Raw genomic sequence first — 24,433 nt, 5'->3', positions numbered from 1 at the left:
GTGAAGATCGGCATCCGGAACATCGTCATGCCAGGCGCCCGCATGCAGATGATCGTCGTGATGAAGTTGACCGAACCGAGGATCGTGCCGAAGCCGGAGAAGGCCAGACCCATGATCCACATGTCGGCGCCGACGCCCGGCGAACGCACCGCGTCCGAGAGCGGCGAGTACGCGAACCAGCCGAAGTCCGCCGCACCCTGCGGGGTGAGGAAGCCGGCCACCGCGATCAGGGAGCCGAAGAGGTAGAGCCAGTAGGCGAACATGTTCAGCCGCGGGAACGCCACGTCGGGCGCGCCGATCTGCAGCGGCATGATCCAGTTCGCGAATCCGGCGAACAGCGGCGTCGCGAACATCAGCAGCATGATCGTGCCGTGCATCGTGAACGCCTGGTTGAACTGCTCGTTCGACATGATCTGCGTGCCGGGACGGGCCAGCTCGGCGCGCATCAGCAGCGCCATCAGGCCGCCGACGCAGAAGAACGCGAACGACGTGACCAGGTACATCGTGCCGATGGTCTTGTGGTCAGTGGTCGTCAGCCACTTCACGACAGCGATGCCGGGTTGCTTCTTGCGTACGGGCGGTGCTGCCGGAGCCGTATCGGCGGCGGCACCCTGAGGTTCGTTGAGGATGCTCACTGGTTCTTGGTCTCCGCATTCCTGGCGTGATCCGTCTGCTCGATGCCCGACGGCAGGTATCCGGTCTGGCCCTTCTTCGCCAGGTCCTTCAGGTGCTCCCGGTACCGCTCGGGGGAGACGACCTTGACGTTGAAGAGCATCCGGGAGTGGTCGACACCGCAGAGCTCGGCGCACTTGCCCATGAAGGTGCCCTCCTTGTTCGGAGTCACCTCGAAGACGTTGGTGTGGCCCGGGATGACGTCCTGCTTCATCAGGAACGGCACCACCCAGAAGGAGTGGATGACGTCACGAGAGGTCAGCACGAACTGAACCGTCTCGCCCTTCGGCAGCCACAGGGTCGGACCGGGGTTGCCGGTCTGCGGGTTCCGCGTGCCCGGGGTGCCCGTGTCGTAGACACCGTCGGCACCGGCCGGCGCGGTCTTCTTCCACTTGTCCGGGATCGCGTCGAGTGCGCTGGAGTTCATGGCCGAGGTCGACTTGTCGCCGTCCACGTTCTCCAGGTAGTTGAACGCCCAGCTCCACTGGAAGCCGACCACGTTCACGACGTGGTCCGGCTTCTTCGAAGTCTTGAGGAGTGCGCTCTCATCACGTGCGGTGAAGTAGAACAGCACCGCGATGATGATGAACGGCACGATCGTGTACAACGCCTCGATCGGCATGTTGTACCGGGTCTGCGCGGGGACCTCCACCTTGGTCCTGCTGCGGCGGTGGAAGATCACGCTCCAGATGATCAGGCCCCACACCAGCACGCCCGTTGCGAGGGCGGCGGCCCAGGAGCCCTGCCAAAGAGAGAGGATCCGCGGCGCCTCGTCGGTGACGGGCGTTGGCATGCCGAGGCGGGGGAAGTCCTTATATGTGCAACCAGTCGCGGTCGCCAGGACCAGGCCCGCAGCAAGCACCTGCGGCAGCTTCCGCCGCATCGGGCGCCGCGACGAGCGGTCGGAGCCGTTGGGACTCACGTAGCGCCTTCCCGAGAGTCTCGCCCGCGAGACCGGCTGCGGCCGTCTCGCTGGTCGGTCGCCGGCCCTGGCGCGGGCAGGGGTTTGGATGTTTATGCGGACCAAACCCTACTGGACGCTATTTGGGGTCGCGCGGGGAGGGTGCCCAACGCGCCGCGTCGCACCCCTAAGGGGTGGCCAGGGCCCCCGGGCGGTGCCCTCCGAAGCCCCGATTACCCGCTTTCACCAGGCATCTGACGCCGCGCCCGGCACGGGCGGCGCCACTCCCCCGGCCGGCGCCTCCCGGCCCCGCCCGCCACGGGACCCGAGGGGCTCCCGGCTGCGGACCGGAGCACCTCCCGCCGGGAAACGGAGGGGACTAACGTCTCGTACGTGCCCTACTTCGACGCGGCGTCCGCCGCCCCCCTGCATCCCGTCGCCCGTGAGGCCCTGCTCGCCTCGCTGGACGAAGGCTGGGCCGACCCGGCCCGCCTCTACCGCGAGGGGCGGCGCGGCCGGCTGCTGCTGGACGCGGCGCGGGAGGCCGCGGCCGAGGCCGTGGGCTGCCGCCCGGACGAGCTGGTTTTCACCCCTTCGGGGACGCGGGCGGTGCACTCGGGAGTCTCGGGCGCGCTGGCGGCCCGGCGGCGGGCCGGCCGCCGGCTGCTGCACTCCGCCGTCGAGCACTCCGCCGTCCTGCACGCCGCCGAGGTCCATGAGGCGGCCGGCGGCAGCCGTACGGAGCTGGCGGTGGACCGTACGGGCCGGGTGCGGGCCGCGGACGTCGCGGCGGGGCTGACCCCGGACACCGCGCTGGTCTGTCTGCAGTCCGCCAATCACGAGGTGGGAACCGAACAGCCGGTCGAGGAGGTGGCCGCGCTCTGCCGGGAGGCGGGTGTGCCCCTTCTGGTGGACGCCGCGCAGTCGCTGCCCTGGGGGCCGGTGCCCGGCGGCTGGTCGCTGCTGACGGCGAGCGCCCACAAGTGGGGCGGCCCGCCCGGCGTGGGGCTGCTCGCGGTCCGCAAGGGGACCCGGTTCGCGCCCCAGGGGCCGCACGACGAGCGGGAGGCGGGCCGCAGCCCGGGGTTCGAGAACATCCCGGCGATCGTGGCCGCCGCGGCGTCCCTGCGCGCACTGCGGGCGGACCCGGGGACCACGGACGAGGCGGCGCGGCTGCGGCGGCTGGTGGACCGCGTCCGGACCCGGGTGCCGGAGCTGGTCCCGGATGTGGAGGTGGTCGGCGATCCGGTGCGCCGCCTCCCCCACCTCGTCACCTTCTCCTGCCTCTATGTCGACGGCGAGGCGCTGCTGCACGAACTCGACCGCGCGGGATTCTCCGTGTCGTCCGGTTCGTCCTGTACGTCCAGCACGCTGACGCCGAGCCATGTGCTGCGCGCGATGGGCGTGCTGTCCGAGGGGAACGTACGGGTCTCGCTGCCGTACGGCACGGACGAGGCGGACGTGGAGCGCTTCCTGGGGGTGCTGCCGGAGGTGGTGCGCTCGGTGCGGGAGCGGCTGGGTGTCCCGGCCGCGGCCCCGGCGGCCACCCCCGCCCCGGCCGACGAGCCGCCCGGCCTGGTCGTCGACTCGCTCGGCAAGCGCTGCCCGCTCCCGGTCATCGAGCTGGCGAAGGCGATCGGGGAGGTGCCGGCCGGCGGGACGGTGACGGTGCTCTCCGACGACGAGGCGGCCCGGCAGGACATCCCCGCCTGGTGCAGCATGCGCGACCAGGAGTACGTGGGTGAGCGGCCGGCCGAGCGCGGCGCCGCGTATGTCGTGCGGCGCCGCGCCTGACCGGGCGGCTCAGAGCAGGTGCTGCTGGACCTCGGTGGCGGCCTCGTGACCGTAGGCCTTGGTGAAGCGGTCCATGAAGTGGCTGCGGTGCAGCTCGTACTCCTGGGTGCCGACGGTCTCGATGACCAGCGTCGCCAGCATGCAGCCGATCTGCGCGGCGCGCTCCAGGCCGACGCCCCAGGACAGGCCGGAGAGGAAGCCGGCGCGGAAGGCGTCGCCGACGCCGGTGGGGTCGGCCTTGGCGTTCTCCTCGGGGACACCGACCTCGATGGCCGGCTCGCCGGTCCGCTCGATCCGGACGCCGTTGGAGCCGAGGGTGGTGACGCGGGTGCCGACCTTGGCGAGGATCTCCTCGTCGGTCCAGCCGGTCTTGGACTCGATCAGGCCCTTCTCGTACTCGTTGGAGAAGAGGTAGGCCGCGTCCGTCATGAGGGTGCGGATGGACTCGCCGTCCATCCGCGCGATCTGCTGGGAGAAGTCGGCGGCGAACGGGATTCCGCGGCTGCGGCACTCCTCGGTGTGCCGGACCATCGCCTCGGGGTCGTCCGCACCGATCAGGACGAGGTCGAGGCCGCCGACCCGCTCGGCCACGTGCTGCAGCTCGATCAGCCGGGCCTCGCTCATCGCGCCGGTGTAGAACGACCCGAGCTGGTTGTGGTCGGCGTCGGTGGTGCACACGAAGCGGGCGGTGTGCAGCACCTCGGAGATGCGGACGGAGCGGGTGTCGACGCCGTGGCGGTCGAGCCAGGCGCGGTACTCCTCGAAGTCGTTGCCGGCGGCACCGACCAGGATCGGCGCGGTGCCGAGCTGGCCCATGCCGAAGGAGATGTTGGCGGCGACGCCGCCGCGGCGGACCTCGAGCTGGTCGACCAGGAACGAGAGGGAGATCGTATGCAGCTGGTCGGCGACCAGCTGATCGGCGAAGCGGCCGGGGAAGGTCATCAGGTGGTCGGTGGCGATGGAGCCGGTGACTGCGATACGCACGACGGGTCTGCTCCTGCGGAAGGCGGAGGGACGGGCGGACGTAGAGAAACGCTACCCCGCGAGGTCGCGTACCACCCGGCCATCCCGGACACTTGAAACCACAGAAACTACCCGATAGTAGGTCTTTCTCCTCGATACTCGGCTGCGTACGGTGCCCCTATGACCAAACCTGTGAAAGCCGTCACACCGCACCACGACGCCTCCCCCGTCCGCCAGGACCCGGAGTCGCTCGACGAGCTGCGCGGCGACTGCGCACGGATGGCGGGCCGCTGGACCGCCGGCCGGGCGGCCGCGCCCGCGCCGGGGCGGGCCGCCGATCTGCACGGGGTCCAGGTCCCCTCCTCCGCCGCCGCACTCGTGGACGGAATGTCCGAGTACGGCGACTGACACCCCACCCGGCGGCGGCCGCCGCGCACCCCGGGGGAACCGTGTACGCCCCCGCTCCGTCCCATCGACGTCCACCTCATGGAGGATGGCACGTCAGATGTTCAGCGGAGCCGAAGGAGCGATGCGGTGAACACCGAGGACAGCACCGACACCCCGAACCCCAAGGAGCGCAGGCGGCGCACCCCGTTGGTGGTCGCCTCGATGGCTGCCGCGGTGCTGCTGGCCGGGGGCGGCGCGGCGTACTGGGCCTCGTCCGCGTCCAGCGACGAGAGCTCCGGCGCGGGCGCCGCGGGCGACCCGCCGCCGCTCGCGCTCGACGGTTACACCGGCGGCGGCTCGATCGCGGCCGGTGAGCCCAATCCGCAGGGCGCGAAGTACCGGGCGGTGCAGAAGCTGCCCGGCGGCCCGGAGTCCGCGCCGGTGTACCGCCCCAAGGGCGAGATCAGCCGGCAGTCGGTCGAACGGCTGGCGCAGGCGCTGGATCTGTCCGGAAAGGTCCACTCCGAGGGGACCAGCTGGAAGGTCGGCGGGACGAAGGACGCCCGTGGCCCCGTGCTGCAGGTGAGCAAGACCGGCTCGGGCGCGTGGACGTACTCGCAGTACGGCACCCCGGGCGGGACGAACTGTGCGCTGCCCGCCTCCCCGAAGGGCGACAAGGGGCAGAGCGGGGCCGGCGGCGGTACGCCGTCGAACCGTCCCGGCTGTCCGTCGTACCGCGGCGGCGGGGACGTCACCACCGAGGACGACAGCAGCGGCAAGGGCGCGGTGTCGCCGGAGAAGGCCAAGAAGGCGGTGCGGCCGGTGCTGGCGGCGCTCGGCCAGAAGGACGCCCGGCTGGACGCGGGCGGGCTGTCCGGCGCGGTCCGGATCGTCACCGCGAACCCGGTGCTCGGCGGGCTGCCGACGTACGGCTGGCAGAGCGATCTCCAGGTCGGCTCGGACGGCCAGGTGGTCGGCGGCAGCGGCCAGCTGGCGAACCCGGTCAAGGGCGCGGAGTACCCGGTGCTGAGCGCCGACAAGACGCTGGAGCGGCTGAACTCGGGCGACGGCCGCAAGCCGGCCGGCTGCCCCTCGCCGCCCGACGGGAAGAGCGGCAAGGACGGCAAGGACGGCGGGATCGCGCCGTGTGAGCCGGACCCGACGAAGGGGCAGAAGCCGGCCGAGGTGACCGGCGCGGTCTTCGGGCTCTCCGTGCAGACCGTGGACGGCGGGCAGGCGCTGGTGCCGTCGTGGCTGTACAAGGTGCGCCAGCCGGGCGCGGGCAGCGGCCCGGACGCCACCTCGACGATCGCGCACCCCGCGGTGAACCCGAAGTACCTGGCCCGTAAGGGCGGCGGGTCGCAGAGCCCGGGGCAGTCGCCGCACAAGCCGTCCGGGAAGCCCGGGGCGATGTCCCTGGAGTCGTACGACGTGGGCGACGGCGGCAGGAAGCTGACCCTGCACTTCTGGGGCGGGGTGTGCAGCGTCTACACGGCGAGCGCCGAGGAGTCGGACACGACCGTGAAGACCAAGGTCGTCGGCAAGGACAAGAAGCCCGGCCAGGTCTGCGTGAAGATCGCCAAGGAGTTCACCAAGACCGTGACGCTGGAGAAGCCGCTGGACGGCCGGAAGGTGGTCGATGAGTCGAGCGGCGACTCCGTGCCGAAGCGGTAACGGGTCTCGCGGAAGCCGCCGGGCCGGACCGGCGGAGACGGACCCGGCGCCTGCCGGACAGGACGAAAGCGGCGCTCCCCGGCCGGGGGGCGCCGCTTTCGGCTGTGTACGTCCCGTACTCCTTAGCTGAAGGAGTCGCCGCAGGCGCAGGAGCCGGTGGCGTTCGGGTTGTCGATCGTGAAGCCCTGCTTCTCGATGGTGTCGACGAAGTCGATGGAGGCGCCGCCCAGGTAGGGGGCGCTCATCCGGTCGGTGACGACCTTGACACCGTCGAAGTCCTTGACCACGTCGCCGTCGAGCGAGCGCTCGTCGAAGAAGAGCTGGTAGCGCAGTCCGGAGCAGCCGCCGGGCTGAACGGCCACCCGCAGCGCGAGGTCGTCCCGGCCTTCCTGCTCCAGAAGGCCCTTGACCTTCGACGCGGCCGCGTCGGACAGGATGATGCCGTCGCTGACGGTGGTCTCGTCCTGAACGCTCATCTAGATCTCTCCCGGGTTGTACGGACCGCTTGTCATCGGTTGCAACCAGCTGCAACCGGGGACGTCCCGGATAAATTCCGGCTGGGCGCAATTCGTCGAGAAGCCGTCCGGACACCGCCGGGAGCGGCCTCTCCTAATCGTTCTCTCCTCATGCTCGCACACCGGCCGCCGGGAACAGGTGGCCGACCGCACATGGCGGTGCTGATGCGTCACATCGACACTATGGCCATCGTCAAAGTGACGTGAAGCGGCTATGATAGATAGCGTCAAATAGACGAAAAGGCTGTACCAAGAGCCGCCCGCAGAAAAGAGAGGGTGCGTGTTGTGACCACCGCCCAGCCCCTGGACGTCCAGCCGACCCCGCTGGCGCTGCTCCTCCTCGGCCGCGAGGCCGACCCGAAGAGCGAGCGCGGCGTGGAGTGCCCCGGCGATCTGCCGGCCCCGTCGGACCCCGACCTCGTCGAGCGCGCCCGCGCGGCCAAGGCGAAGCTCGGGGACAAGGTCTTCGTCCTGGGGCACCACTACCAGCGCGACGAGGTCATCGAGTTCGCCGATGTGACCGGCGACTCGTTCAAGCTCGCGCGGGACGCCGCCGCCCGGCCGGACGCCGAGTACATCGTCTTCTGCGGTGTGCACTTCATGGCGGAGTCCGCCGACATCCTCACCGGCGACGACCAGCAGGTCATCCTCCCCGACCTGGCCGCCGGCTGCTCGATGGCCGACATGGCCACCGCCGAGCAGGTCGCCGAGTGCTGGGACGTGCTCACCGAGGCCGGTGTCGCCGAACAGGTCGTACCGGTCTCGTACATGAACTCCTCCGCCGACATCAAGGCCTTCACCGGCAAGCACGGCGGCACGATCTGCACCTCCTCCAACGCCAAGCGGGCCCTGGACTGGGCCTTCGAGCAGGGCGAGAAGGTCCTCTTCCTGCCGGACCAGCACCTGGGCCGCAACACCGCCGTCCGTGACCTGGGCATGTCCCTGGACGACTGCGTGCTCTACAACCCGCACAAGCCGAACGGCGGGCTGACCGCCGAGGAGCTGCGGGCCGCCAAGATGATCCTGTGGCGCGGCCACTGCTCGGTGCACGGCCGGTTCTCGCTCGACTCGGTGAACGACGTGCGCGCGCGCATCCCCGACGTGAACGTGCTGGTCCACCCCGAGTGCAAGCACGAGGTCGTGGCGGCGGCGGACTACGTCGGGTCGACGGAGTACATCATCAAGGCCCTGGAGGCCGCCCCGCGCGGCTCGAAGTGGGCCATCGGCACCGAGCTGAACCTGGTCCGCCGGCTGGCCAACCGTTTCGCCGACGAGGACAAGGAGATCGTCTTCCTCGACAAGACGGTCTGCTTCTGCTCGACGATGAACCGGATCGACCTGCCGCACCTGGTGTGGGCGCTGGAGTCGCTGGCCTCGGGCAAGGTGATCAACCGGATCGAGGTCGACGCGGAGACGGAGAGCTTCGCGAAGCTGGCGCTTGAGCGGATGCTGGCGTTGCCGTAGTCGTACGTTTTCGGCTTTTCCGCCGTGGGGCCTCGCGCCGTTTCGGGTCCGCTGCGCGGGGCGTGGGCGCGGGTGATGCTTGCCTGTTCCTCGCCGTGGCGCCTGCGGCGGGCAGGTGGGTTGTGGGTGCGGTGACGGGCCTCCGGGGCCGGTGTGTGGGACTGCTTCGCTTTACGCCCCACACACCGGCCCCTCCGGCCCGTCCCCTCCCGTTGGGGGAGTGAGTGCGGGTGGGTGGGGGCGGGCGTCGTGGGCTTGCTGTGGGGTGCTGGTCAGGTCGTTGCGGCCTCTAGGGTCCAGCGGATTTTGTCGCCGCCCTTGATCGCGGTGTGGCAGGGGCCGGCCGTGATCTTCTTCTCGTTGACGTAGGCGTTCCACTTCTTCTTGTCGTCCGCGGCATCGCCATGGATCGACGTGACGACGAAGTCCTGGGTGGCGGCGTCCCAGCGCGCCTGTACGCCGCCGAGGCCGTACTGCGCGTTGGCGTCCACCAGGGCGGTGAGCGGTGTCGCGGAGAGGCCGTCGGCGGCGCAGTAGAAGCCGCCGAAGACGGTGCGCGGGCCCGTGATGACGAGTCCCACGCTGGCGGTGTAGGGGCCGCCGGTGACGCCGACGCGTACCCGGACGTCGCCCGTGGCCGCGGTGGCGGGCGGCGCGGCCGCGAGAGCCAGGGCCAGGGCGAGCCCGGCAGCGGTAGCGGGGGCGGCCCCGCGGGCCAGAACGGACGGCACGCTCGCTCACCTTTCGTCGGTCCGGCAGCACACGCCACGAAACCAGCACTCCCGGTGATCGGCGAGAGGTGCACCGCCGAATGCGTACGGCGCGGGCGTGCGCCCCGGATAACCGCTTGCCGCAGGCTCGGCGGTGCCGGTACGTTCCCCCGGCCGTCCGGCGTTCCCGGGACGGCATCCGTCGTCAAGGACGGCGTCCGTCGCCAAGGAGGTGTGCAGCACATGCGCAGCAGTGCTCAGCAGTTGGTCTCGCGTACTCACCTCTGCCACCTCCTCACGACGGAGACACCTTGTCGCTTCACCTCACCCCACTGACCGACCCCAGCCCCGCGCTGTCCAGCCGGCGCCTGGCCTGGCTGGCGGCCGACGCCGACGCGGTACCCGTCGGCTCGGCCTTCCTGCGGCTGCTCACCCACGCGGGACAGGCGCACCGGGCCGAACTCGACCTCCGCGTCCACCCCGCCGAGCGGCGCAAGGGCGTCGGTCTGCGGCTGCTCGACGCGGCGGTCGCCGCGGCCCGGAAGGACGGCAGGCGCTGCCTCGCCGCCCAGGTCGGGGCGGGTTCCCCTGGGGAGGCGTTCCTGACCGCCCAGGGCTTCCGGAAGGTCCTCACGCTGATCTGTGCCCGGCTGGCGCTGGCCGAGTCGGACCCCACTGCCCTCGGCGAGACGGTCGAGAAGCCCCGTCCCGGCTACCGGCTGGAGTCCTGGCAGGGCGTGGTGCCCGGCCACCTCGCCCGGACCTTCGCCGCCTCGCGCCGGGCCATGGACGACATGCCCATGGGCCAGGCCGATCACGGCACGGTGCCCTGGGACGTCGAACGGGTCAGGGCGGCGGCCCGGATCATCGAGGAACGCGGCGATCTGCTGTACACCGTCGTCGCCCTCGACACCTCGGACGACTCGGTCGCCGGGTTCACCGAACTGGTCGTCCCCGGTACCGGCACGGGCGACGCCCAGCACTACGGCACCGGCGTGCTGCCCGAGCACCGGGGGCACGGTCTCGGCCGCTGGATGAAGGCCGAGTCCATCCGACGGGTCCGGCAGGACCACCCGGACCTCGACGGCCTCAACACGGACACCGCCGACAGCAACGCCCCCATGAGGCGCGTCAATGACAGCCTCGGCTACCGGGCGACGCACGAGGTGCTCGTCTACGAGCTGGCGCTGTAGGAGGACACGGGCAGGTGGGCGGGCGGCTTGGGAGGTCTCACGGGTCGGCCCGCCCCGCTGGGCAGCCGGCCGCTCTCGCCCCTCACAGATAGATCTGCCGGCGACAGGCGCGGCAGCAGGTCCGGCCCTCGCACAGTCTGGTCTCCGCGTGGTCGCACGGCTCCGGCAGCCGGTCGCCCCGGCTGACGGCGATCCGTAACACCGCCCGCAGCGCCTCGCGGAGTCCGGTGGCCAGCCGCCACAGCTCCTGGGGGTCCACGGCCGCCGGGGCGGGCGGGGGCGGGGTGTCGTCCAGCAGGGTCTCGGCCGCCGCGAGCAGCTCGCTCTCGACCGTGTCGGCCAGGACGGAGAGGTGGCTGTCGGGGTCGTCCGTGCTCAGGTAGCACGGAGCGCCGTCCGGCCTGGTCCACGGCAGCAGCCGGGGCGGCGAACCCTCGAACATCTGACTCACTTCCTTCGCGTCGACCGTCCTCACTACCGTGTGTATCGCCATCGCGACCCTGTGGGACATGGCCTCAACGCGGGTGTTCCGTCCCCCTGTTGAGCCGGGACGACCGAGAGCTGACGCACATGAAGTTCACCTCGAAGGAACTGACCCCCTACCTCTCCGCCCGCCACTACTTCGGCTCCGAACAACGCCGCCACCGCGAACGCGCCAAGCTCTCCCTGGTGCAGCTCGCGGACGTCGTCAACTTCAGCAAGAGCACCCTGGCCCGCGTCGAGACCGCGGAGCTGATGCCCCCACCGGAACTCCCCGCCACCCTCGACGCGGCCTTCGGCACCGAGAAGTACTTCCACGGCCTGTACGAGCTGGCGAAGCGGGAGGCGCACCCGGACCAGTACCGGCGCTTCATGGACTTCGAGGCCCGCGCGGAGGTGATCGAGGTGTATGAACCGCAGGCAGTACCTGGGTTGTTGCAGACCAGGGGGTATGCGCATGCCTTCGTGAGTTCCCTCGACGACCCCTCCGAGGAACAGGTTGAGCAGCGCGTCAACGCCCGGATGTCCCGCCAGGATCGACTGCTCTCGGACGCACCGCCGTACCGGTGGGCCATCCTCGACGAGGCCGTGCTCCGGCGGCAGATGGGCAGCGGCGAGTGCACGTATAAACAACTGGCTCGGCTACTCGAACAGGTGGATACTCCAGACAGTAAGGTCCAGGTGATGCCGTTCAGTTCGGGTCTTCACCCGCTGATGGGCGGCGCTCTGAATCTGCTGACGCTTCCCGACGGGTCGTCCGTGGCCTACGAAGAGGGCAATGAGACCGCGCGCCTCTACGAAGATCCGGAAGCCGTGAAGAAGTGGCGGCGCAAGTACGAAGTGCTGCGCGCGAACTCGCTCTCACTGGCGGAGTCGGCAGAGCTGATCCGGAAGGTATTGGAGGACCACACGCCATGCGACACATCCCCGAGCTGAGCGCAGCCCGCTGGCGCAAGAGCAGCTACAGCAACCCCAACGGCGGGAGCTGCGTCGAGATCGCCGACGACTTCCCCGGCCTCGTCCCCGTCCGCGACAGCAAGGACCCCCACGGCCCCGCACTCCTCATCCCGGCAGAAGCCTGGACCGAGTTCGTCGCCACCCTCAAGCACCAGGGATAGACGCACAGTTCGGCCCGTCCCGGCACGTCACCGGGACGGGCCGTCACAAAGACACCGTCTGCCCCTCGGGAGTGACCGTGATGCGGTAGCGGTCTCTCGTGGGGCTGCCCGCTGTGGTCCAGGCGTGGTAGGCGGATTCGACCTCGTCCCAGAGGCGGCGGGGGCCGTGTTGTTCGGTCTCGTAGGTGGTGTGGCCGGGGACGTATTCGGCGGTGGCCCAGGAGGCGCGGGCGTCGTCGAAGAGCCAGTAGGTGGCTTCGTCGCTGCCGTCGTCGGCGGGGCACAGCAGGGGCCAGGCGTCGCGTACGCGGAGGCCGACGGCGAAGCGGGCGTCCGGGTTCTCCTCCAGGACGCGGGGGTCGAGGGTGGTCGTCGCGCGGTCGCCCTCCTCGCCGTGGTACCAGTCACGGATGCGGCCGTAGGAGCGGCGCTGCTGACGGGCCCACATGAAGGCGGGGCGGCCGGAGAAGCCGCCGGTGGCCCGGCCGTTCCGGACGGTGAGGGTGGCGAACGAGTAGGAGTGGAACGAGGAGCCCCACGGGGTGAGGATCGTGCCGCCCGGTGCGGTCTGTGCCACCCAGGCGTAGGGGATGTCGCGGACCGTGCAGGTGGCGAGGGTGCGGTCGAAGGGCGCCCGCTCGGGTACCCCGGCCAGGCCGTCGCCGCAGACCAGATGCGGGTGCAGGCCGGCCCGCTGCAGATTGCCGCGGGCGATGTCGTGGAGTGTCTTGTCGGTCTCGATGCTGGTCGTGCGGTCCTCGCCGAGCCGGTGTGCGAGCCAGGCGGCGTGGTAGCCGGTGCCGGTGCCGATCTCCAGTACGGCGTCGCCGTCCCGGACGACGGCGGCCATGGCCAGCATGAGGGAGGGCATGGACGTCGAGCACGTCGGGAAGGTGACCTGGCCCGCCACGGCCCGGCCGTCGTTGTGCTGGGTGATCAGCGGCAGGTCGGCGTAGACCATCCGCCGCCACTCCGCCTCGTTCGCGGAGCGGGAGACGGTGCGGTCGCCCACCTCGAAGGTGTCCGGCACGAAGTGGGCGCGGTCGACCGCGGCGACGGCCGGGGCCCACTCCGGCGTCAGGGCGCCCTTGTTGCGGAGGATTTCCAGCAGCCGGTCCGGCGAGGACATGGCGCCGCCCCCTACTTCTTCTTCGGCGGGTCGGTCACCGGCTTGGTCCACTGGCCGTCGGACTCCTTCGGGCTCTGCTGCCGGTCGCCCTCCGCGCCGCCCTTGCCGTCACCGTGCTTTCCCACGGCGGTCCCCCTTCGTCGGTGAGGTCGTGCCGGGGCGGCCGGGCCGCCCCGTGAGCGGATGCCCAGCACGATGCCCCCGCAAGCACCGGCTTGCGGGGGCATCGTTTCTTCAGCGGGCTCCGCCGGTCAGGCCGTCGTCAGACGCCCGCCGGCTCCGGGGAGCGGTCGGCCTCCCCGGACTGCGGGCCGGTCTCGCCGGACCGCTTCGCGGCCTTCTTCGCCGCCCGGCGCTCCTTGCGGAGCTCGATCATCGCGTAGAGCGTCGGGACGAGGAGGAGGGTGAGGAGGGTGGAGGTGATCAGACCGCCGATCACGACCACGGCCAGCGGCTGGGATATGAAGCCGCCGTCGCCGGTGATGGACAGGGCCATCGGGAGCAGCGCCATGATCGTGGCGAGCGCCGTCATCAGGATCGGGCGGAGACGGTGGCGGCCGCCCTCGATGACCGCCTCGACGACGCCGTAACCCTGCGCCCGGTACTGGTTGATGAGGTCGATCAGCACGATGGCGTTGGTGACCACGATGCCGATCAGCATCAGCATGCCGATCATCGCCGGGACGCCCAGCGGGGTGCCGGTGGCGACCAGCAGGCCGATCGCGCCGGTCGCCGCGAAGGGGATCGAGACGAGCAGGATCATCGGCTGGACCATCGAGCGGAAGGTGGCCACCAGGAGCATGAAGACGATGGCGATGGCCGCCAGCATCGCCAGGCCGAGCGAGGAGAACGCGTCGGACTGGTCCTGGGAGACGCCGCCGATCGTCGCGGTGGCGCCGTCCGGCAGCTTCAGCGCGTCGATCTTCTGCTGCAGCTGGGTGCTGACCGCGCCGGTGTTGTCGCCGGTCGGCTTGGCGGTGATGGTCGCCGAGCGGGCGCCGTCGATCCGGGTCATCTGGACCGGGCCGGGGATGGTCCGCACGGTGGCCAGGCTGCTGAGCTTGGCCGGGCCGGACGGGGTCGGGACGGTCAGGTTCTTCAGCTCGTCCTCGGTGGTGGCCGGGTGGGCCGACTGGACGACGATGTCCCGCTCGGTGTCGCCCAGGACCGCCTTGCCGCTGGTGGTGCCGCGGACCGCCTGGGTCACCGCCGCGCCGAGCGCGGCCTGGTCGTAACCGGCCGCGGCCGCCTTGGCGTTGGGCTTCACGGAGATTCGGGGGACGCTCTGGGAGAGGTCGCTCTGGACGTCGGTGACGTCGTCGAGCCCGGCGACGGTCTTGCGGACCTGCTCGCCGGCCGCCTTCAGGACATCGGCGTCACCGGACTTGACGACCACGCTCAGGTCCTGGCTGCCGAAGCCGCCGCCGGTGGCGAAGCTGGTGTCACCGATGGACTCGCCGAGCTTGTCGAGCTCGGTGCGCAGCGCGTCGGTGACCTTCTCGGAGTCCCCGGAGTCCTTCAGCTTGAGCTGGTAGGAGGCCTGGTTGGCGCCGGTGCCGCCGCCGAAGGCCGCCATGAAGCCGGACGAGCCGACGGTGACCTGGTAGTCGGCGATGTCGTCGTTGGCCGCGAGCACCTTCTCGACCCGCTTGGCCTGCTTGTCGGCGGCGTCCAGGCTGGTGCCGGGCTTGAGTTCCTGCTTGAGGGTGAGGGTGTCCTGGGCGCCCTGGTCGAGGAAGTTGGTCTTGAGCAGGGGGCCCATGGCGAAGGTGCCGAGGAGGACCACCACGGCGATGGCCAGGCTGGTGAGCCGGCGCCGGGTGGCGAACCGCAGGACCGGGACGTAGAAGCGCTGGAGGGGGCTCTTGGCCTCCTTCTCCTCGGCCGCCCGGCGCAGGTCGTCCACCGTGGTGCCCTCGGGGATCTGCGGGGCCCGCAGGAACCAGTAGGACAGCACCGGGACGACGGTCAGCGAGACGATCAGGGAGGAGAGCAGGGCGACGGTCACCGTCACCGAGAAGGAGCCGAACAGGGCGCCGACCATGCCGCCGACCACACCGATCGGGAGGAAGACCGCGACCGTGGTGAGGGTGGAGGAGGTGACCGCTCCGGAGACCTCCTTGACGGCGGTGAGGATGGCCTCGCGGCGCTCCTCGCCGTAGCCCAGGTGCCGCTTGATGTTCTCCAGGACGACGATGGAGTCGTCGACGACGCGGCCGATCGCGATGGTCAGCGCGCCGAGGGTGAGCATGTTGAGGGAGAGGTCACCGGTCCACAGCACGATCAGGGTGATGACGACCGAGAGCGGGATGGAGACCGCGGTCACCAGCGTGGAGCGCAGGCTGAGCAGGAAGACCAGGATGACGATGACCGCCATGGCGAGGCCGAGCAGGCCCTCGGTGGTCAGCGAGTCGATCGACTTGGAGACCTGCGGGCCCTGGTCGGAGGCGACCGTGACGTGGGTGCCCTTGCCCAGGTCCTGACGGATCTTGGAGAGCTTGTCCTTGACGGCGTCGGAGATGGCGACGGCGCTGCCGTCCTTGTCCATCGTCACGTTCAGGGCGAGGCTGGGCTTGCCGTTGGTGCGGGTCAGGGACGTCGGAGTGGCCTGCTTCTCCTTGACGGTGGCGACATCGCCCAGGCGGACCGCGCCGCCCGCGCTCCCGCCCGCGGACGGACCGCCGGAGGGAGCACCCGCGGAGGGAGCACCGCCGCCGGACGCGCCGGCGCCCGAGGAGGCGTCGCCGCCCGCGGACGCACCCGCGCCCGCACCGCCGCCCGCCGACGGGGCGATCCTGAGGTCCTTGATCTGCTCGACGGAGGTGAAGCCTGCGCCGACCTGGACGGTCTTGCTCCTGCCGTCCTCGGAGAACGAGCCGGCGGGCACCGACGTCCCGCCGTTCTGCAGCGCCTGGCCCAGCGACTGGGTGGTCAGCCCGACGGCGGCGAGCTTCCTGTCGTCGGGGGTGACCGCGACGATCCGGTCCTGGACGCCGTCCACGGTGACCTGGCTGACGCCGTCGATGTTCTTCAGGTCCGGCACGACGCTGCGGTTGAGCTGGTCGGCCAGCGTCTGCTGGTCCTTGGACTCGGAGGAGACAGCGAGGACCACGGTGGGGATGTCGTCGGTCGAGCCGGACACCACCTGCGGGTCGACGTCCTTGGGCAGCTTCGCGCGGGCGCGGTTGACGGCCTGCTGGACGTCGGCGACCAGGCGCTTGGAGTCGTTGCCGTAGTCGAACTGGGCCATGATGACGCCCGAGCCCTCGCTCGACGTCGAGGTGACGGACTTGATGCCGTCGACGCCCTGGACGCCGTCCTCAAGCGGTTCGATGACCTGCTTCTCGACGACGTCCGGCGAGGCGCCCTGGTACGGCGCCAGGACGGACACCATCGGGAGTTCGATGGAGGGCAGGAGCTGCTGCTTCAGCTGGGGGATCGCGATGGCACCGAAGGCGATCGCCACGATCGACATCAGCGCTATCAGGCCCCGTTGTACGAGGCTGAGTCGGGACAGCCAGGACATGGATGGGGTCTCTCTTCTGTTCTGAAACGGTCGGCGGGGCCTTTCCCGGGCCCACCTACACCTTCCGCCATGCCCTGGCCTGTTTTCCTCGCTCGCAAGTCGGTTTCCGGCCGGAAGTCGTACCGCGTTCGGAGTAGGGGCCGCTCCGCCCTCACTGCACCCGTGGGCGTACGAGTCCGGACTCGTAGGCGATGACGACGAGCTGGGACCGGTCGCGGGCGCCCAGTTTGGCCATCGCGCGGTTCACATGCGTCTTGACGGTGAGCGGGCTGACCGCGAGCTGCTCGGCGATCTCGTCGTTGGACAGCCCGCCGGCCACCAGGGTCAGCACCTCGCGCTCCCGGCCGGTCAGCGTCGCCAGCCGCTCGCCGCCCCCGCCGCCGGGTCCGCCGTCGGCGGAACTGCCGCCCTGCGCGAGGAACTTGGCGATCAGGCCCTTGGTGGCGACGGGCGAGAGCAGCGCCTCACCGGCCGCCGCGATCCGGATCGCGTTCAGCATCTCGTCCGGCTCCGCGCCCTTGCCGAGGAAGCCGCTGGCGCCGTTCCGCAGCGACTCCACCACGTAGTCGTCGACCTCGAAGGTGGTCAGGATGACCACCCGGACGCCGGTGAGCTCCGGGTCCTCGCTGATCATGCGGGTGCCGGCCAGGCCGTCCACACCGGGCATCCGGATGTCCATCAGCACGACGTCGGGCCGCTCCGCCCGGGTCAGCTCGTACGCCTGGGCCCCGTCGGAGGCCTCCCCCACCACCCGCATGTCGGGCTCGGAGTCGACCAGCACCCGGAAGGCACTGCGCAGCAGCGCCTGGTCGTCGACGAGCAGCACCTTGATCGTCACAATGTCTCCCCCGTACGGACGGTCTGCAGTGGAAGGGTCACCCGCACCTGGAAGCCGCCGGCCGCGCGCGGGCCGGTCACGACCGTGCCGCGCAGCGCGAAGACCCGCTCGCGCATCCCGACCAGGCCGTGGCCGCCGCCGCTGTCCTCCGGCTCGCCGGACCCGACCGCCTCCACGGGCGGCCGGTCGCCGCCCTTCTGCCGCGGGACACCGGCCCGGCCCGCGCCGTCGTCCAGGACGGTCACGGTCAGCGTGGTGTCGGAGTGGCTGATCCGCACCGTGGCGCGGGCGCCCTCGCCGGCGTGCTTGTGGATGTTGGTCAGCGCTTCCTGGACCACACGGTAGGCGGTGAGGTCGACGGAGGCGGGCAGCGGCCGGGTCGGCTGCGGGATCTCCAGGTCGACCGGGATGCCGGCCCGGACGAACCCGTCGACGAGCTGGTCGAGCACGCCGAGGCCGGGCGCGGGCTCGGTCGGCGCCTTGGGGTCGTCGGACTGCCGCAACAGGCCGACGGTGGCGCGGAGTTCGTCCAGCGCCGAGCGGGAGGCCTCCCGGACATGGGCCAGCGCCTGCTTGGCCTGGTCGGGGCGGCTGTCCATGACGTGCGAGGCGACCCCGGCCTGGACGTTGACCAGCGCGATGTGGTGGGCGACGACATCGTGCAGCTCACGGGCGATCCGCATGCGCTCCTCGGCGACCCGGCGCCGGGCCTCCTCCTCGCGGGTGCGCTCGGCCCGTTCGGCGCGCTCCCGGATGGCGGTCACGAAGGCACGGCGGCTGCGGACCGCGTCACCGGCCGCCGCGGCCATGCCCGTCCAGGCGAAGATGCCGATGTTCTCCTGGGCGTACCAGGGGCGGGGCCCGTAGAGCATCGCGGCGGCGGTCAGGCCCACGACGGTCAGCGCGCCGACCCGCCAGGTGGTGGGCCGGTCGGTGCGCGAGGCCAGGGTGAAGAGGGCGATCACGGCGGCGCCCGCCACCGGGGCGCGGGGATCGCTGCCGCGGCAGATCAGTTCGATGACGGTGAGCGCGCCGGTGGCGGCCAGGACGGTGCGGGGCAGCCGGCGGCGCAGGACCAGGGCGGCGCAGGCCAGCGCGGCCAGCACCACGGTCGTGGCGGACGGCTCGTGGGCGGCGAAGCGCGGGCCGTGCGGGCCGTGCGGATCGGCGACGGCACCGAACACGATGCCGGCGAAGGCGGCCCCGGCCAGGACGGCGTCGCAGGCCAGCGGATGCGTCCGGTACCACCGGAAGCGGCCGGCGCGGGGCGCGTCCGGGCGGGGGTCGAGGAGGCTCACAAGAGCAAACGGTAGCGCCCCGGTCCCTCGCGGGGCCGGGGCGCGGTGCGCTGGAGTAAGGCGTTCGGGCCGGAGCGGCGGCGTCAGCCCGGGATGAGGCCGTCGTCGCTGAGCATCTCCCGGACCTCGTCAAGGGTCGCGTCCGGGGACGGCAGGATGAGTTCGGAGGGTTCCAGGGCGTCGTCGGGGAGCGGTGTGCCCAGGCGGCGCACCGCGTCCAGCAGGGCGCCGAGGGTGCGCCGGAAGCCCGCTTCGTCGCCGCTCTCCATCTCGTCGAGCAGCTCATCGTCCAGCTTGTTGAGCTCGGTGAAGTGGGCGTCGTCCAGCTTCACCTGGCCCTCCCCCATGATCCGTACGATCACGACGGTCTCCCTTGGTCCGGTCCGACGATCTCTGCGAGGCTAACCGCCGCCGTCCGTCACTGCTTGTCGAAACGCGGCCGGTCCTGCTGCGGGGAGGACTGCGCCGCACCGTTCTGGCCGCCCTCGATGGCCTGCTGGCCACCGGACGGGCCGCCCGAGAGCTCGGCCTTCATCCGCTGCAGCTCCAGCTCGACGTCGCTGCCACCGGAGAGCCGGTCCAGCTCGGCGGTGATGTCGTCCTTGGCCATACCGGACGGGTCGTCCAGCGCGCCGGACGCCATCAGCTCGTCGATGGCACCGGCCCGGGCCTGCAGCTGCGCGGTCTTGTCCTCCGCGCGCTGGATGGCCATGCCGACGTCGCCCATCTCCTCGGAGATACCGGAGAAGGCCTCGCCGATCCGGGTCTGCGCCTGGGCGGCCGTGTAGGTGGCCTTGATCGTCTCCTTCTTCGTACGGAAGGCGTCGACCTTGGCCTGCAGCCGCTGCGACGCGAGTGTGAGCTTCTCCTCCTCACCCTGCAGCGTCTGGTGCTGCGCCTCCAGGTCCGTGACCTGCTGCTGCAGCGCGCTGCGCCGGGTCAGCGCCTCACGGGCCAGGTCCTCGCGGCCGAGCGCCAGCGCCTTGCGGCCCTGGTCCTCCAGCTTGGCGGACTGGCCCTGGAGCTGGTTGAGCTGCAGCTCCAGGCGCTTGCGGGAGGTCGCCACGTCGGCGACGCCGCGGCGTACCTTCTGAAGCAGCTCCAGCTGCTTCTGGTACGAGTAGTCGAGGGTCTCGCGCGGGTCTTCGGCCCGGTCCAGGGCCTTGTTGGCCTTCGCGCGGAAGATCATCCCCATCCGCTTCATGACACCATCGCTCATGGGCCTCGCGCGCCCCCTTCTGACCGAGTCACCTCGGGCTTAGGCTCCAGCACATCTACAGACCCCACAGTACGGGCCCTGGTTCCATTACCGCACTGTTCAGGTCCGGATGCGCTCCTCCTCCAGGACGATCGGGTGGCCGCTCTTCTCCCGCGCAAGGAGTAGGGAGAGTCCGGACAATCGGCGTGATGCCCGCTCTGTCCCGATAGGGCGTGGCTTTTGTCCCGGCGGAACGCCGCACCCGCGACGCGCCGTTGCCGGATCGTTCCCCGTCGGACCGTGGCTGACCCGCGGCGAGCACGTACCCTTGGGTGTTGTGTTCCGAAGCCGTTCGAAGGATGAGCAGGCCGCGACCGCCAAGGTGACCGCGGACCAGCCCCAGCAGCCCCGCGACCCGCAGGCCCCGAAGGGCCGCCCGACACCGAAGCGCAGTGACGCCCAGTCGCAGCGCCGCTCCCGTGCGCATACGCCGGCCAACCGCAAGGACGCGGCGAAGGCCCAGCGTGAGGCGCGCCGCGCCGACATGGCCCGCCAGCGCGAGGCGATGGCCAGCGGCGACGAGCGGTATCTGCCGGTGCGCGACAAGGGACCGGTGCGCCGGTTCGCGCGGGACTACGTCGACTCCCGCTGGGCCGTCGCCGAGTTCTTCCTGCCCATGGCCGTGGTGATCCTGGTGCTGACCATGATCCGGGTGCCGTCGATCCAGAGCATCGCGCTGCTGCTGTGGCTCGTGATCATCGTGCTGATCGTGCTCGACTCGGCCCTGATCTGGTTCCGGCTGGGCAAGCTGCTCCAGGAGCGCTTCCCGAACGAGAACCTCAAGGGCGTGAAGGCCTACGCGGTGATGCGGACGCTCCAGATGCGCCGGCTGCGACTGCCGAAGCCGCAGGTGAAGCGCGGCGAGAAGCCGTAGCCGTAGACGGCATGACGCCGGGCCGGGCCCCTGAGGGGTCCGGCCCGGCGTCGTTCGTGCTCAGGCCTCCGCGTCCGCGTGCAGGCTCATGGGGCCGGTGTAGATCTCGGTGCCGTCCTCGAAGAGCCTGACCTGGTCGACGCCGCCCTCCAGGAGGGCCTTCCACTCCTCGCCGATCCACGACTCCGCGTCGCCCTGGGTGGTGAACTCCTCCGGTTGCACGGCGGGCGCCGCCTCCGAACCGTCGGCCTTCTCGAACCGCCACGTCCACGCCATCTGCGCCTCCTGGATGCCACCGGGTACGAATCTGCGCCGCGCGGAGCGGGTCCGAACACGCTCCGCGGGGCCGGGTTTCCGTGCTGACCGGCAGCCTAACGGCCGTGTCGAGTCCGCCCCCGCCGCGCCCGCCGGGCAGGGACGCGAGAAACTCGGCGGTGTGGACGTGACTCTCCTCGGCACCGGGGCCCCGCAGGGGCTGCCGCGCCCCGGCTGCCCGTGTGCCGCCTGTGCGACCGCCGTCGGCGACGAGGCGCGGGCGGCCACCGCGCTGCTCGTCGACGGCGCGCTGCTGATCGATCTGACCCCGGGCCCGGCCTTCGCTGCGGCCCGCGCCGGGCGGTCGCTGGCGGGCGTGCGGCAGGTGCTGCTCTCGCATCCGCACGACGGTCCGGCGCTGGAGGTGCCGGCCGGGCTGCCGGCGCCGGGCCGGGTCGCGGACGGGCGGGAGCTGGCGCTGCTCGACGGGCACCGGGTGCGGGCCGTCCCGGTGGACATCCCGGGGACCGGCTACGAGGTCTCCGGCGCCGACGGCGAGCGGCTGCTGTACCTGCCGCCGGGCGCGGCCCCGGCCGGACTGGGCGAGGGGAACGGCCGGGCGGCGGGCGGCGCTGACCAGGGCGTGGGCGGCACCGGCCCGTACGACCTGGTGCTGCTCGACGTGCTGGGCCGGCCCGACGCGCTGGCCAGGCTGCGGGCGAGCGGGGCGGTCGACGCGGCGACGGACGTGCTGGCGGTGCACCTCGACCACGACGTGCCGCCGGGGCCCGAGCTGCACCGCAGGCTGGCGGCGGTGGGCGCCCGCGCGGTGGCGGACGGCAGCACGCTGGTGGTCGGCGAGTTCCACGCGGTGCCGGATCTGCCGCGACGCACGCTGGTGCTGGGCGGGGCGCGCAGCGGGAAGTCGGTGGAGGCGGAGCGGCGGCTCGCGGCCTTCCCCGACGTGGTGTACGTGGCCACCGGGGGCACCCGGGACGGCGACGAGGACTGGGCGCAGCGGGTCTCGCTGCACCGCGAGCGGCGGCCCGGCAGCTGGCGCACCGTCGAGACCTGCGACCTGGTGCCGCTGCTGACGGCCGCCGGGCCCGGCGAAGGCCCCGGCGCCGGACGGCCGGCGGAGGCGTCACCGCTGCTCATCGACTGTCTGGCGCTGTGGCTGACGCATGTCATGGACGAGGTCGGGGCGTGGGACGACGCGACCTGGGAGGCCGGCGGGCGGCGGGCGCTGCGGGAGCGGACCGACGCACTGGCGGCGGCGGTGCGGGCGACGCACCGGCGGGTGGTGGCGGTCAGCAACGAGGTCGGTTCCGGGGTGGTCCCGGCGACCCCGGCGGGCCGGCGGTTCCGGGACGAACTGGGGCGGCTGAACGCGGCGTTCGGCGCGGAGTGCGAGCAGGTGCTGCTGGTCGTCGCGGGCCAGGCGCTTGCGCTGCGTGGATGACGGAGGCCCGGCGGGCCCCGTGTCCGCTTGCCCGGGGGCGCGGCGCCTAGTGCTCTTGGACCGTGACCGATTCCGAGCGGACCGAGAGCGAAGCGCCGGGCGGATGGGGAGCGGGGCCCCTCCGGGAGCCGGGGGCGCGCGGGCGGCGTTTCGACGCGGCCGTCCGCGCCTACCTGGCGCGGTATCCGGAGGCGACGGTGGTCGCGCTCGGGGAGGGGCTCGGCACCGGCTTCTGGCGGCTGGACAACGGGCGGCTCAACTGGCTGACGGTGGTGGCGCCGGAGACCGCGGCGGTGCGCCGGATACTGCTGCCGGACGGCGCCCGGCGGCGTACGGTCGCCCGCGCGGTGACCGATCACCGCTGGCTGGACGCGGTGCCGGAGCCGGAGCGCGGGGTGGTGGTCACCGCCCCGGGGGTGCTGATGCGGCTGTCGCCGCCCGCGGTGCGCGCCCTGCTGGCGGTGTGCGCGGAGCGGTTTCCCGGTGGGGCGCTGGTTTTTGACGTGCTGCCACGGCCGGCCATGGCGCTGGCCCGGCGGGCGGCCGGGCCGGGCGGCGGCCGGTGGCCGGGTCCGGTGCGCTGGGGGCTGAACCGTGCCGAACTGCCGCGGGTGGCCGGTGCCCATCCGGGGATCGTCGCGGTGCGGGAGGTCGGCCCGGTGCGGGTGCCGGGGCGGTGGGCGCGATACGGCCCGGCGGAGTGGCTGCGGCGCCGGATGCCGGTGCTGGGCGCGCTCGCGCCGCTGGTGTGCGAGGTGCGGTTCGCGGTGGCCGGTTCCCCCCGGCGGGCCTCGTCAGCGGTGCGTTGACGGTAATCTGCGCCCAATGAGCGCCCTGAACCTCGATGACTTCGCCCATCTGATCGAGCGCCCCGACGGTGGGGTGCGCCGTGACGCCGAGGAGCGGCGGGCGCGGCTGGCCGTCCCGCCGGGGGCCCTCGGCCGCCTCGACGAGCTGGGTGAGTGGCTGGCCGCCGCACAGCAGCAGGTGCCGGTGCGGCCGGTGGAGCGGCCGCGGGTGCTGTTGTTCGCGGGCGATCACGGGGTGGCGGAGCTGGGGGTGTCGGCCCGGCCGGCCGGCGGCACCAGGGATCTCGTACGGGCCGTGCTGGACGGGGCGAGCCCGGCCGCGGTGCTGGCGCGGAACACCGGCGCGGAGCTGCGCGTGGTGGACCTGGCGGTGGACTGCGATCCGGCGGAGCTGCCCGAGGAGGTCACCCGGCACCGGGTACGCCGGAGTTCGGGCCGGATCGACACCGAGGACGCGCTGACGGCCGAGGAGGCCGAGGCCGCTTTCCGGGCCGGGATGGCCGTCGCGGACGAGGAAGCGGACGCCGGTACCGACCTCGTGGTGCTGGGCGATCTGAGCGTCGGCGGGACGACGGCCGCGAGCACGCTGATCGCCGCGCTGTGCGGGACGGACGCCTCGGTGGTCACCGGGCGGGGCGGCGCCGGGATCGACGACCTGGCGTGGATGCGCAAGTGCGCGGCGGTCCGCGACGCCCTGCGGCGGGCCCGTCCGGTGCTCGGCGACCAGCTGGAGCTGCTGGCCACGGTCGGCGGCGCGGATCTGACCGCGATCACCGGCTTCCTGCTGCAGAGCGCGGTGCGCCGGACCCCGGTGATCCTGGACGGGGTGGTCTCGGCGGCCTGTGCGCTGGTGGCGCAGCGGGTGGCGTTCCGGGCGCCGGACTGGTGGCTGGCCGGGCAGGCGAGCGGGGAGCCGGCGCAGGCCAAGGCGCTGGACCGGATCGCACTCAACCCTCTGCTCGACCATGGCGTCACTGCGGGTGAGGGGACGGGGGCGCTGCTGGCCCTGCCACTGGTGCAGGCGGCCGCGGCCCTGGCGGCAGAGCTGCCCGTACGCGACTGACCGGAGCCGGCCCACGCGGCCGGCTCAGGAGGAAGCGCACGGACGGGCGC

General features: G+C 72.0%; 24 protein-coding genes. 11 read left to right on the top strand and 13 right to left on the bottom strand.

Annotated elements, in window-relative coordinates:
• Both ACWC9R_RS30235 and ctaC read right to left on the bottom strand, forming a co-directional pair.
• On the bottom strand, nt 1-635 hold a 635-nt coding region (locus tag ACWC9R_RS30235; protein WP_450736248.1), incomplete at its 3' end, for a cytochrome c oxidase subunit I.
• Entirely contained in the window at nt 632-1,594 is a 963-nt protein-coding gene (gene ctaC, locus ACWC9R_RS30230; protein ID WP_362614798.1) for an aa3-type cytochrome oxidase subunit II, read from the bottom strand. The genes ctaC and ACWC9R_RS30235, both read right to left, overlap by 4 nt.
• Before the next feature lie 372 nt (nt 1,595-1,966).
• Here ctaC and ACWC9R_RS30225 point away from each other — a divergent pair, with 372 nt between their 5' ends.
• On the top strand, nt 1,967-3,367 hold the full coding sequence (locus ACWC9R_RS30225; protein ID WP_450736247.1) for an aminotransferase class V-fold PLP-dependent enzyme: 1,401 nt from the start codon (nt 1,967-1,969) through the stop codon (nt 3,365-3,367).
• A gap of 9 nt (nt 3,368-3,376) precedes the next feature.
• Here ACWC9R_RS30225 and ACWC9R_RS30220 read toward each other — a convergent pair whose 3' ends face one another.
• On the bottom strand, nt 3,377-4,351 hold the full coding sequence (locus ACWC9R_RS30220; protein ID WP_450736245.1) for a carbohydrate kinase family protein: 975 nt from the start codon (nt 4,349-4,351) through the stop codon (nt 3,377-3,379).
• 159 nt (nt 4,352-4,510) lie between these two features.
• On the opposite strand from ACWC9R_RS30220, the gene ACWC9R_RS30215 reads away from it, so the two are divergent.
• Together ACWC9R_RS30215 and ACWC9R_RS30210 are read left to right on the top strand one after the other, a co-directional pair.
• Nucleotides 4,511-4,738 carry a hypothetical protein gene (locus tag ACWC9R_RS30215; RefSeq protein ID WP_450736244.1) on the top strand — a complete coding sequence of 76 codons (228 nt, stop codon included), beginning with the start codon at nt 4,511-4,513 and terminating at the stop codon, nt 4,736-4,738.
• A 126-nt stretch (nt 4,739-4,864) separates the two neighbouring features.
• Complete coding sequence (locus ACWC9R_RS30210) at nt 4,865-6,391, top strand: hypothetical protein (RefSeq protein ID WP_450736242.1); 1,527 nt, start codon at nt 4,865-4,867, stop codon at nt 6,389-6,391.
• A 122-nt stretch (nt 6,392-6,513) separates the two neighbouring features.
• Here ACWC9R_RS30210 and ACWC9R_RS30205 read toward each other — a convergent pair whose 3' ends face one another.
• A complete protein-coding gene (locus ACWC9R_RS30205) occupies nt 6,514-6,867 on the bottom strand; it encodes a HesB/IscA family protein (protein ID WP_362614785.1) in 354 nt (117 codons plus the stop codon).
• 315 nt (nt 6,868-7,182) lie between these two features.
• Between ACWC9R_RS30205 and nadA the strand changes: the two genes are divergently transcribed.
• Nucleotides 7,183-8,370: a quinolinate synthase NadA gene (gene nadA, locus ACWC9R_RS30200; RefSeq protein ID WP_450736240.1), complete on the top strand. Its 1,188-nt coding sequence runs from the start codon at nt 7,183-7,185 to the stop codon at nt 8,368-8,370.
• Between the two features lie 272 nt (nt 8,371-8,642).
• Here nadA and ACWC9R_RS30195 read toward each other — a convergent pair whose 3' ends face one another.
• The gene (locus ACWC9R_RS30195; RefSeq protein WP_450736238.1) at nt 8,643-9,101 is read right to left on the bottom strand and encodes a DUF4430 domain-containing protein; all 459 of its coding nucleotides are present in this window, start codon (nt 9,099-9,101) and stop codon (nt 8,643-8,645) included.
• Nucleotides 9,102-9,391: 290 nt separating this feature from the next.
• On the opposite strand from ACWC9R_RS30195, the gene ACWC9R_RS30190 reads away from it, so the two are divergent.
• Nucleotides 9,392-10,273, top strand: coding sequence for an N-acetyltransferase family protein (locus ACWC9R_RS30190; protein WP_450736236.1), 882 nt, complete (start codon nt 9,392-9,394; stop codon nt 10,271-10,273).
• Nucleotides 10,274-10,355: 82 nt separating this feature from the next.
• Here ACWC9R_RS30190 and ACWC9R_RS30185 read toward each other — a convergent pair whose 3' ends face one another.
• Entirely contained in the window at nt 10,356-10,715 is a 360-nt protein-coding gene (locus ACWC9R_RS30185; protein ID WP_450736234.1) for a hypothetical protein, read from the bottom strand.
• A 128-nt stretch (nt 10,716-10,843) separates the two neighbouring features.
• Between ACWC9R_RS30185 and ACWC9R_RS30180 the strand changes: the two genes are divergently transcribed.
• Nucleotides 10,844-11,689: a helix-turn-helix domain-containing protein gene (locus ACWC9R_RS30180; protein ID WP_450736232.1), complete on the top strand. Its 846-nt coding sequence runs from the start codon at nt 10,844-10,846 to the stop codon at nt 11,687-11,689.
• Nucleotides 11,668-11,871, top strand: coding sequence for a DUF397 domain-containing protein (locus ACWC9R_RS30175; protein WP_450736231.1), 204 nt, complete (start codon nt 11,668-11,670; stop codon nt 11,869-11,871). The genes ACWC9R_RS30180 and ACWC9R_RS30175 overlap by 22 nt, the downstream gene beginning before the upstream one ends.
• A 43-nt stretch (nt 11,872-11,914) precedes the next feature.
• Here the strand turns inward: ACWC9R_RS30175 and ACWC9R_RS30170 are convergent, their stop codons facing one another.
• From ACWC9R_RS30170 to ACWC9R_RS30145, 6 genes are all read right to left on the bottom strand, one after another.
• The gene (locus ACWC9R_RS30170) at nt 11,915-13,000 is read right to left on the bottom strand and encodes a methyltransferase domain-containing protein (RefSeq protein WP_450736230.1); all 1,086 of its coding nucleotides are present in this window, start codon (nt 12,998-13,000) and stop codon (nt 11,915-11,917) included.
• Nucleotides 13,001-13,262: 262 nt separating this feature from the next.
• Nucleotides 13,263-16,526, bottom strand: coding sequence for an efflux RND transporter permease subunit (locus tag ACWC9R_RS30165; RefSeq protein ID WP_450736228.1), 3,264 nt, complete (start codon nt 16,524-16,526; stop codon nt 13,263-13,265).
• Between the two features lie 151 nt (nt 16,527-16,677).
• Complete coding sequence (locus tag ACWC9R_RS30160) at nt 16,678-17,364, bottom strand: response regulator (RefSeq protein ID WP_450736226.1); 687 nt, start codon at nt 17,362-17,364, stop codon at nt 16,678-16,680.
• On the bottom strand, nt 17,361-18,662 hold the full coding sequence (locus ACWC9R_RS30155; protein ID WP_450736224.1) for a sensor histidine kinase: 1,302 nt from the start codon (nt 18,660-18,662) through the stop codon (nt 17,361-17,363). Before ACWC9R_RS30155 ends, ACWC9R_RS30160 begins: the two co-directional genes overlap by 4 nt.
• A gap of 83 nt (nt 18,663-18,745) precedes the next feature.
• Complete coding sequence (pspAA, locus tag ACWC9R_RS30150) at nt 18,746-19,024, bottom strand: PspA-associated protein PspAA (RefSeq protein WP_362611639.1); 279 nt, start codon at nt 19,022-19,024, stop codon at nt 18,746-18,748.
• A 56-nt stretch (nt 19,025-19,080) separates the two neighbouring features.
• A complete protein-coding gene (locus ACWC9R_RS30145; protein ID WP_450736222.1) occupies nt 19,081-19,881 on the bottom strand; it encodes a PspA/IM30 family protein in 801 nt (266 codons plus the stop codon).
• 316 nt (nt 19,882-20,197) lie between these two features.
• On the opposite strand from ACWC9R_RS30145, the gene ACWC9R_RS30140 reads away from it, so the two are divergent.
• Nucleotides 20,198-20,794, top strand: a complete 597-nt coding sequence (locus ACWC9R_RS30140) for a DUF3043 domain-containing protein (protein WP_362611637.1) — start codon at nt 20,198-20,200, stop codon at nt 20,792-20,794.
• 60 nt (nt 20,795-20,854) lie between these two features.
• Here ACWC9R_RS30140 and ACWC9R_RS30135 read toward each other — a convergent pair whose 3' ends face one another.
• Nucleotides 20,855-21,070 (bottom strand): hypothetical protein, encoded by a 216-nt coding sequence (locus ACWC9R_RS30135; RefSeq protein ID WP_366420647.1) that lies wholly within the window; start codon nt 21,068-21,070, stop codon nt 20,855-20,857.
• Nucleotides 21,071-21,230: 160 nt separating this feature from the next.
• Between ACWC9R_RS30135 and ACWC9R_RS30130 the strand changes: the two genes are divergently transcribed.
• The 3 genes from ACWC9R_RS30130 to cobT all read left to right on the top strand — a co-directional run bounded on the left by ACWC9R_RS30130 (nt 21,231) and on the right by cobT (nt 24,383).
• Nucleotides 21,231-22,511 carry a bifunctional adenosylcobinamide kinase/adenosylcobinamide-phosphate guanylyltransferase gene (locus ACWC9R_RS30130; RefSeq protein WP_450736220.1) on the top strand — a complete coding sequence of 427 codons (1,281 nt, stop codon included), beginning with the start codon at nt 21,231-21,233 and terminating at the stop codon, nt 22,509-22,511.
• A gap of 62 nt (nt 22,512-22,573) precedes the next feature.
• Nucleotides 22,574-23,320, top strand: a complete 747-nt coding sequence (locus ACWC9R_RS30125) for a class I SAM-dependent methyltransferase (protein WP_450736218.1) — start codon at nt 22,574-22,576, stop codon at nt 23,318-23,320.
• Between the two features lie 16 nt (nt 23,321-23,336).
• A complete protein-coding gene (cobT, locus tag ACWC9R_RS30120) occupies nt 23,337-24,383 on the top strand; it encodes a nicotinate-nucleotide--dimethylbenzimidazole phosphoribosyltransferase (RefSeq protein WP_450736216.1) in 1,047 nt (348 codons plus the stop codon).
• Nucleotides 24,384-24,433: the final 50 nt, after the last annotated feature.

It is taken from the genome of Streptomyces sp. NPDC001219 (assembly GCF_053597915.1).
Note: the sequence above shows the minus strand (reverse complement) of the source record. Positions and strands in the feature narration are given on the sequence as shown.

Bases quoted from the DNA above. Each gene is read 5' to 3' on its own strand.
- ACWC9R_RS30215 (WP_450736244.1), top strand. From the start codon at position 4,511: ATGACCAAACCTGTGAAAGCCGTCACACCGCACCACGACGCCTCCCCC.
- ACWC9R_RS30205 (WP_362614785.1), bottom strand. From the start codon at position 6,867: ATGAGCGTTCAGGACGAGACCACCGTCAGCGACGGCATCATCCTGTCC.
- ACWC9R_RS30185 (WP_450736234.1), bottom strand. From the start codon at position 10,715: ATGTTCGAGGGTTCGCCGCCCCGGCTGCTGCCGTGGACCAGGCCGGAC.
- ACWC9R_RS30180 (WP_450736232.1), top strand. From the start codon at position 10,844: ATGAAGTTCACCTCGAAGGAACTGACCCCCTACCTCTCCGCCCGCCAC.
- ACWC9R_RS30175 (WP_450736231.1), top strand. From the start codon at position 11,668: ATGCGACACATCCCCGAGCTGAGCGCAGCCCGCTGGCGCAAGAGCAGC.
- ACWC9R_RS30170 (WP_450736230.1), bottom strand. From the start codon at position 13,000: ATGTCCTCGCCGGACCGGCTGCTGGAAATCCTCCGCAACAAGGGCGCC.
- ACWC9R_RS30165 (WP_450736228.1), bottom strand. From the start codon at position 16,526: ATGTCCTGGCTGTCCCGACTCAGCCTCGTACAACGGGGCCTGATAGCG.
- ACWC9R_RS30145 (WP_450736222.1), bottom strand. From the start codon at position 19,881: ATGAGCGATGGTGTCATGAAGCGGATGGGGATGATCTTCCGCGCGAAG.
- ACWC9R_RS30135 (WP_366420647.1), bottom strand. From the start codon at position 21,070: ATGGCGTGGACGTGGCGGTTCGAGAAGGCCGACGGTTCGGAGGCGGCG.
- cobT (WP_450736216.1), top strand. From the start codon at position 23,337: ATGAGCGCCCTGAACCTCGATGACTTCGCCCATCTGATCGAGCGCCCC.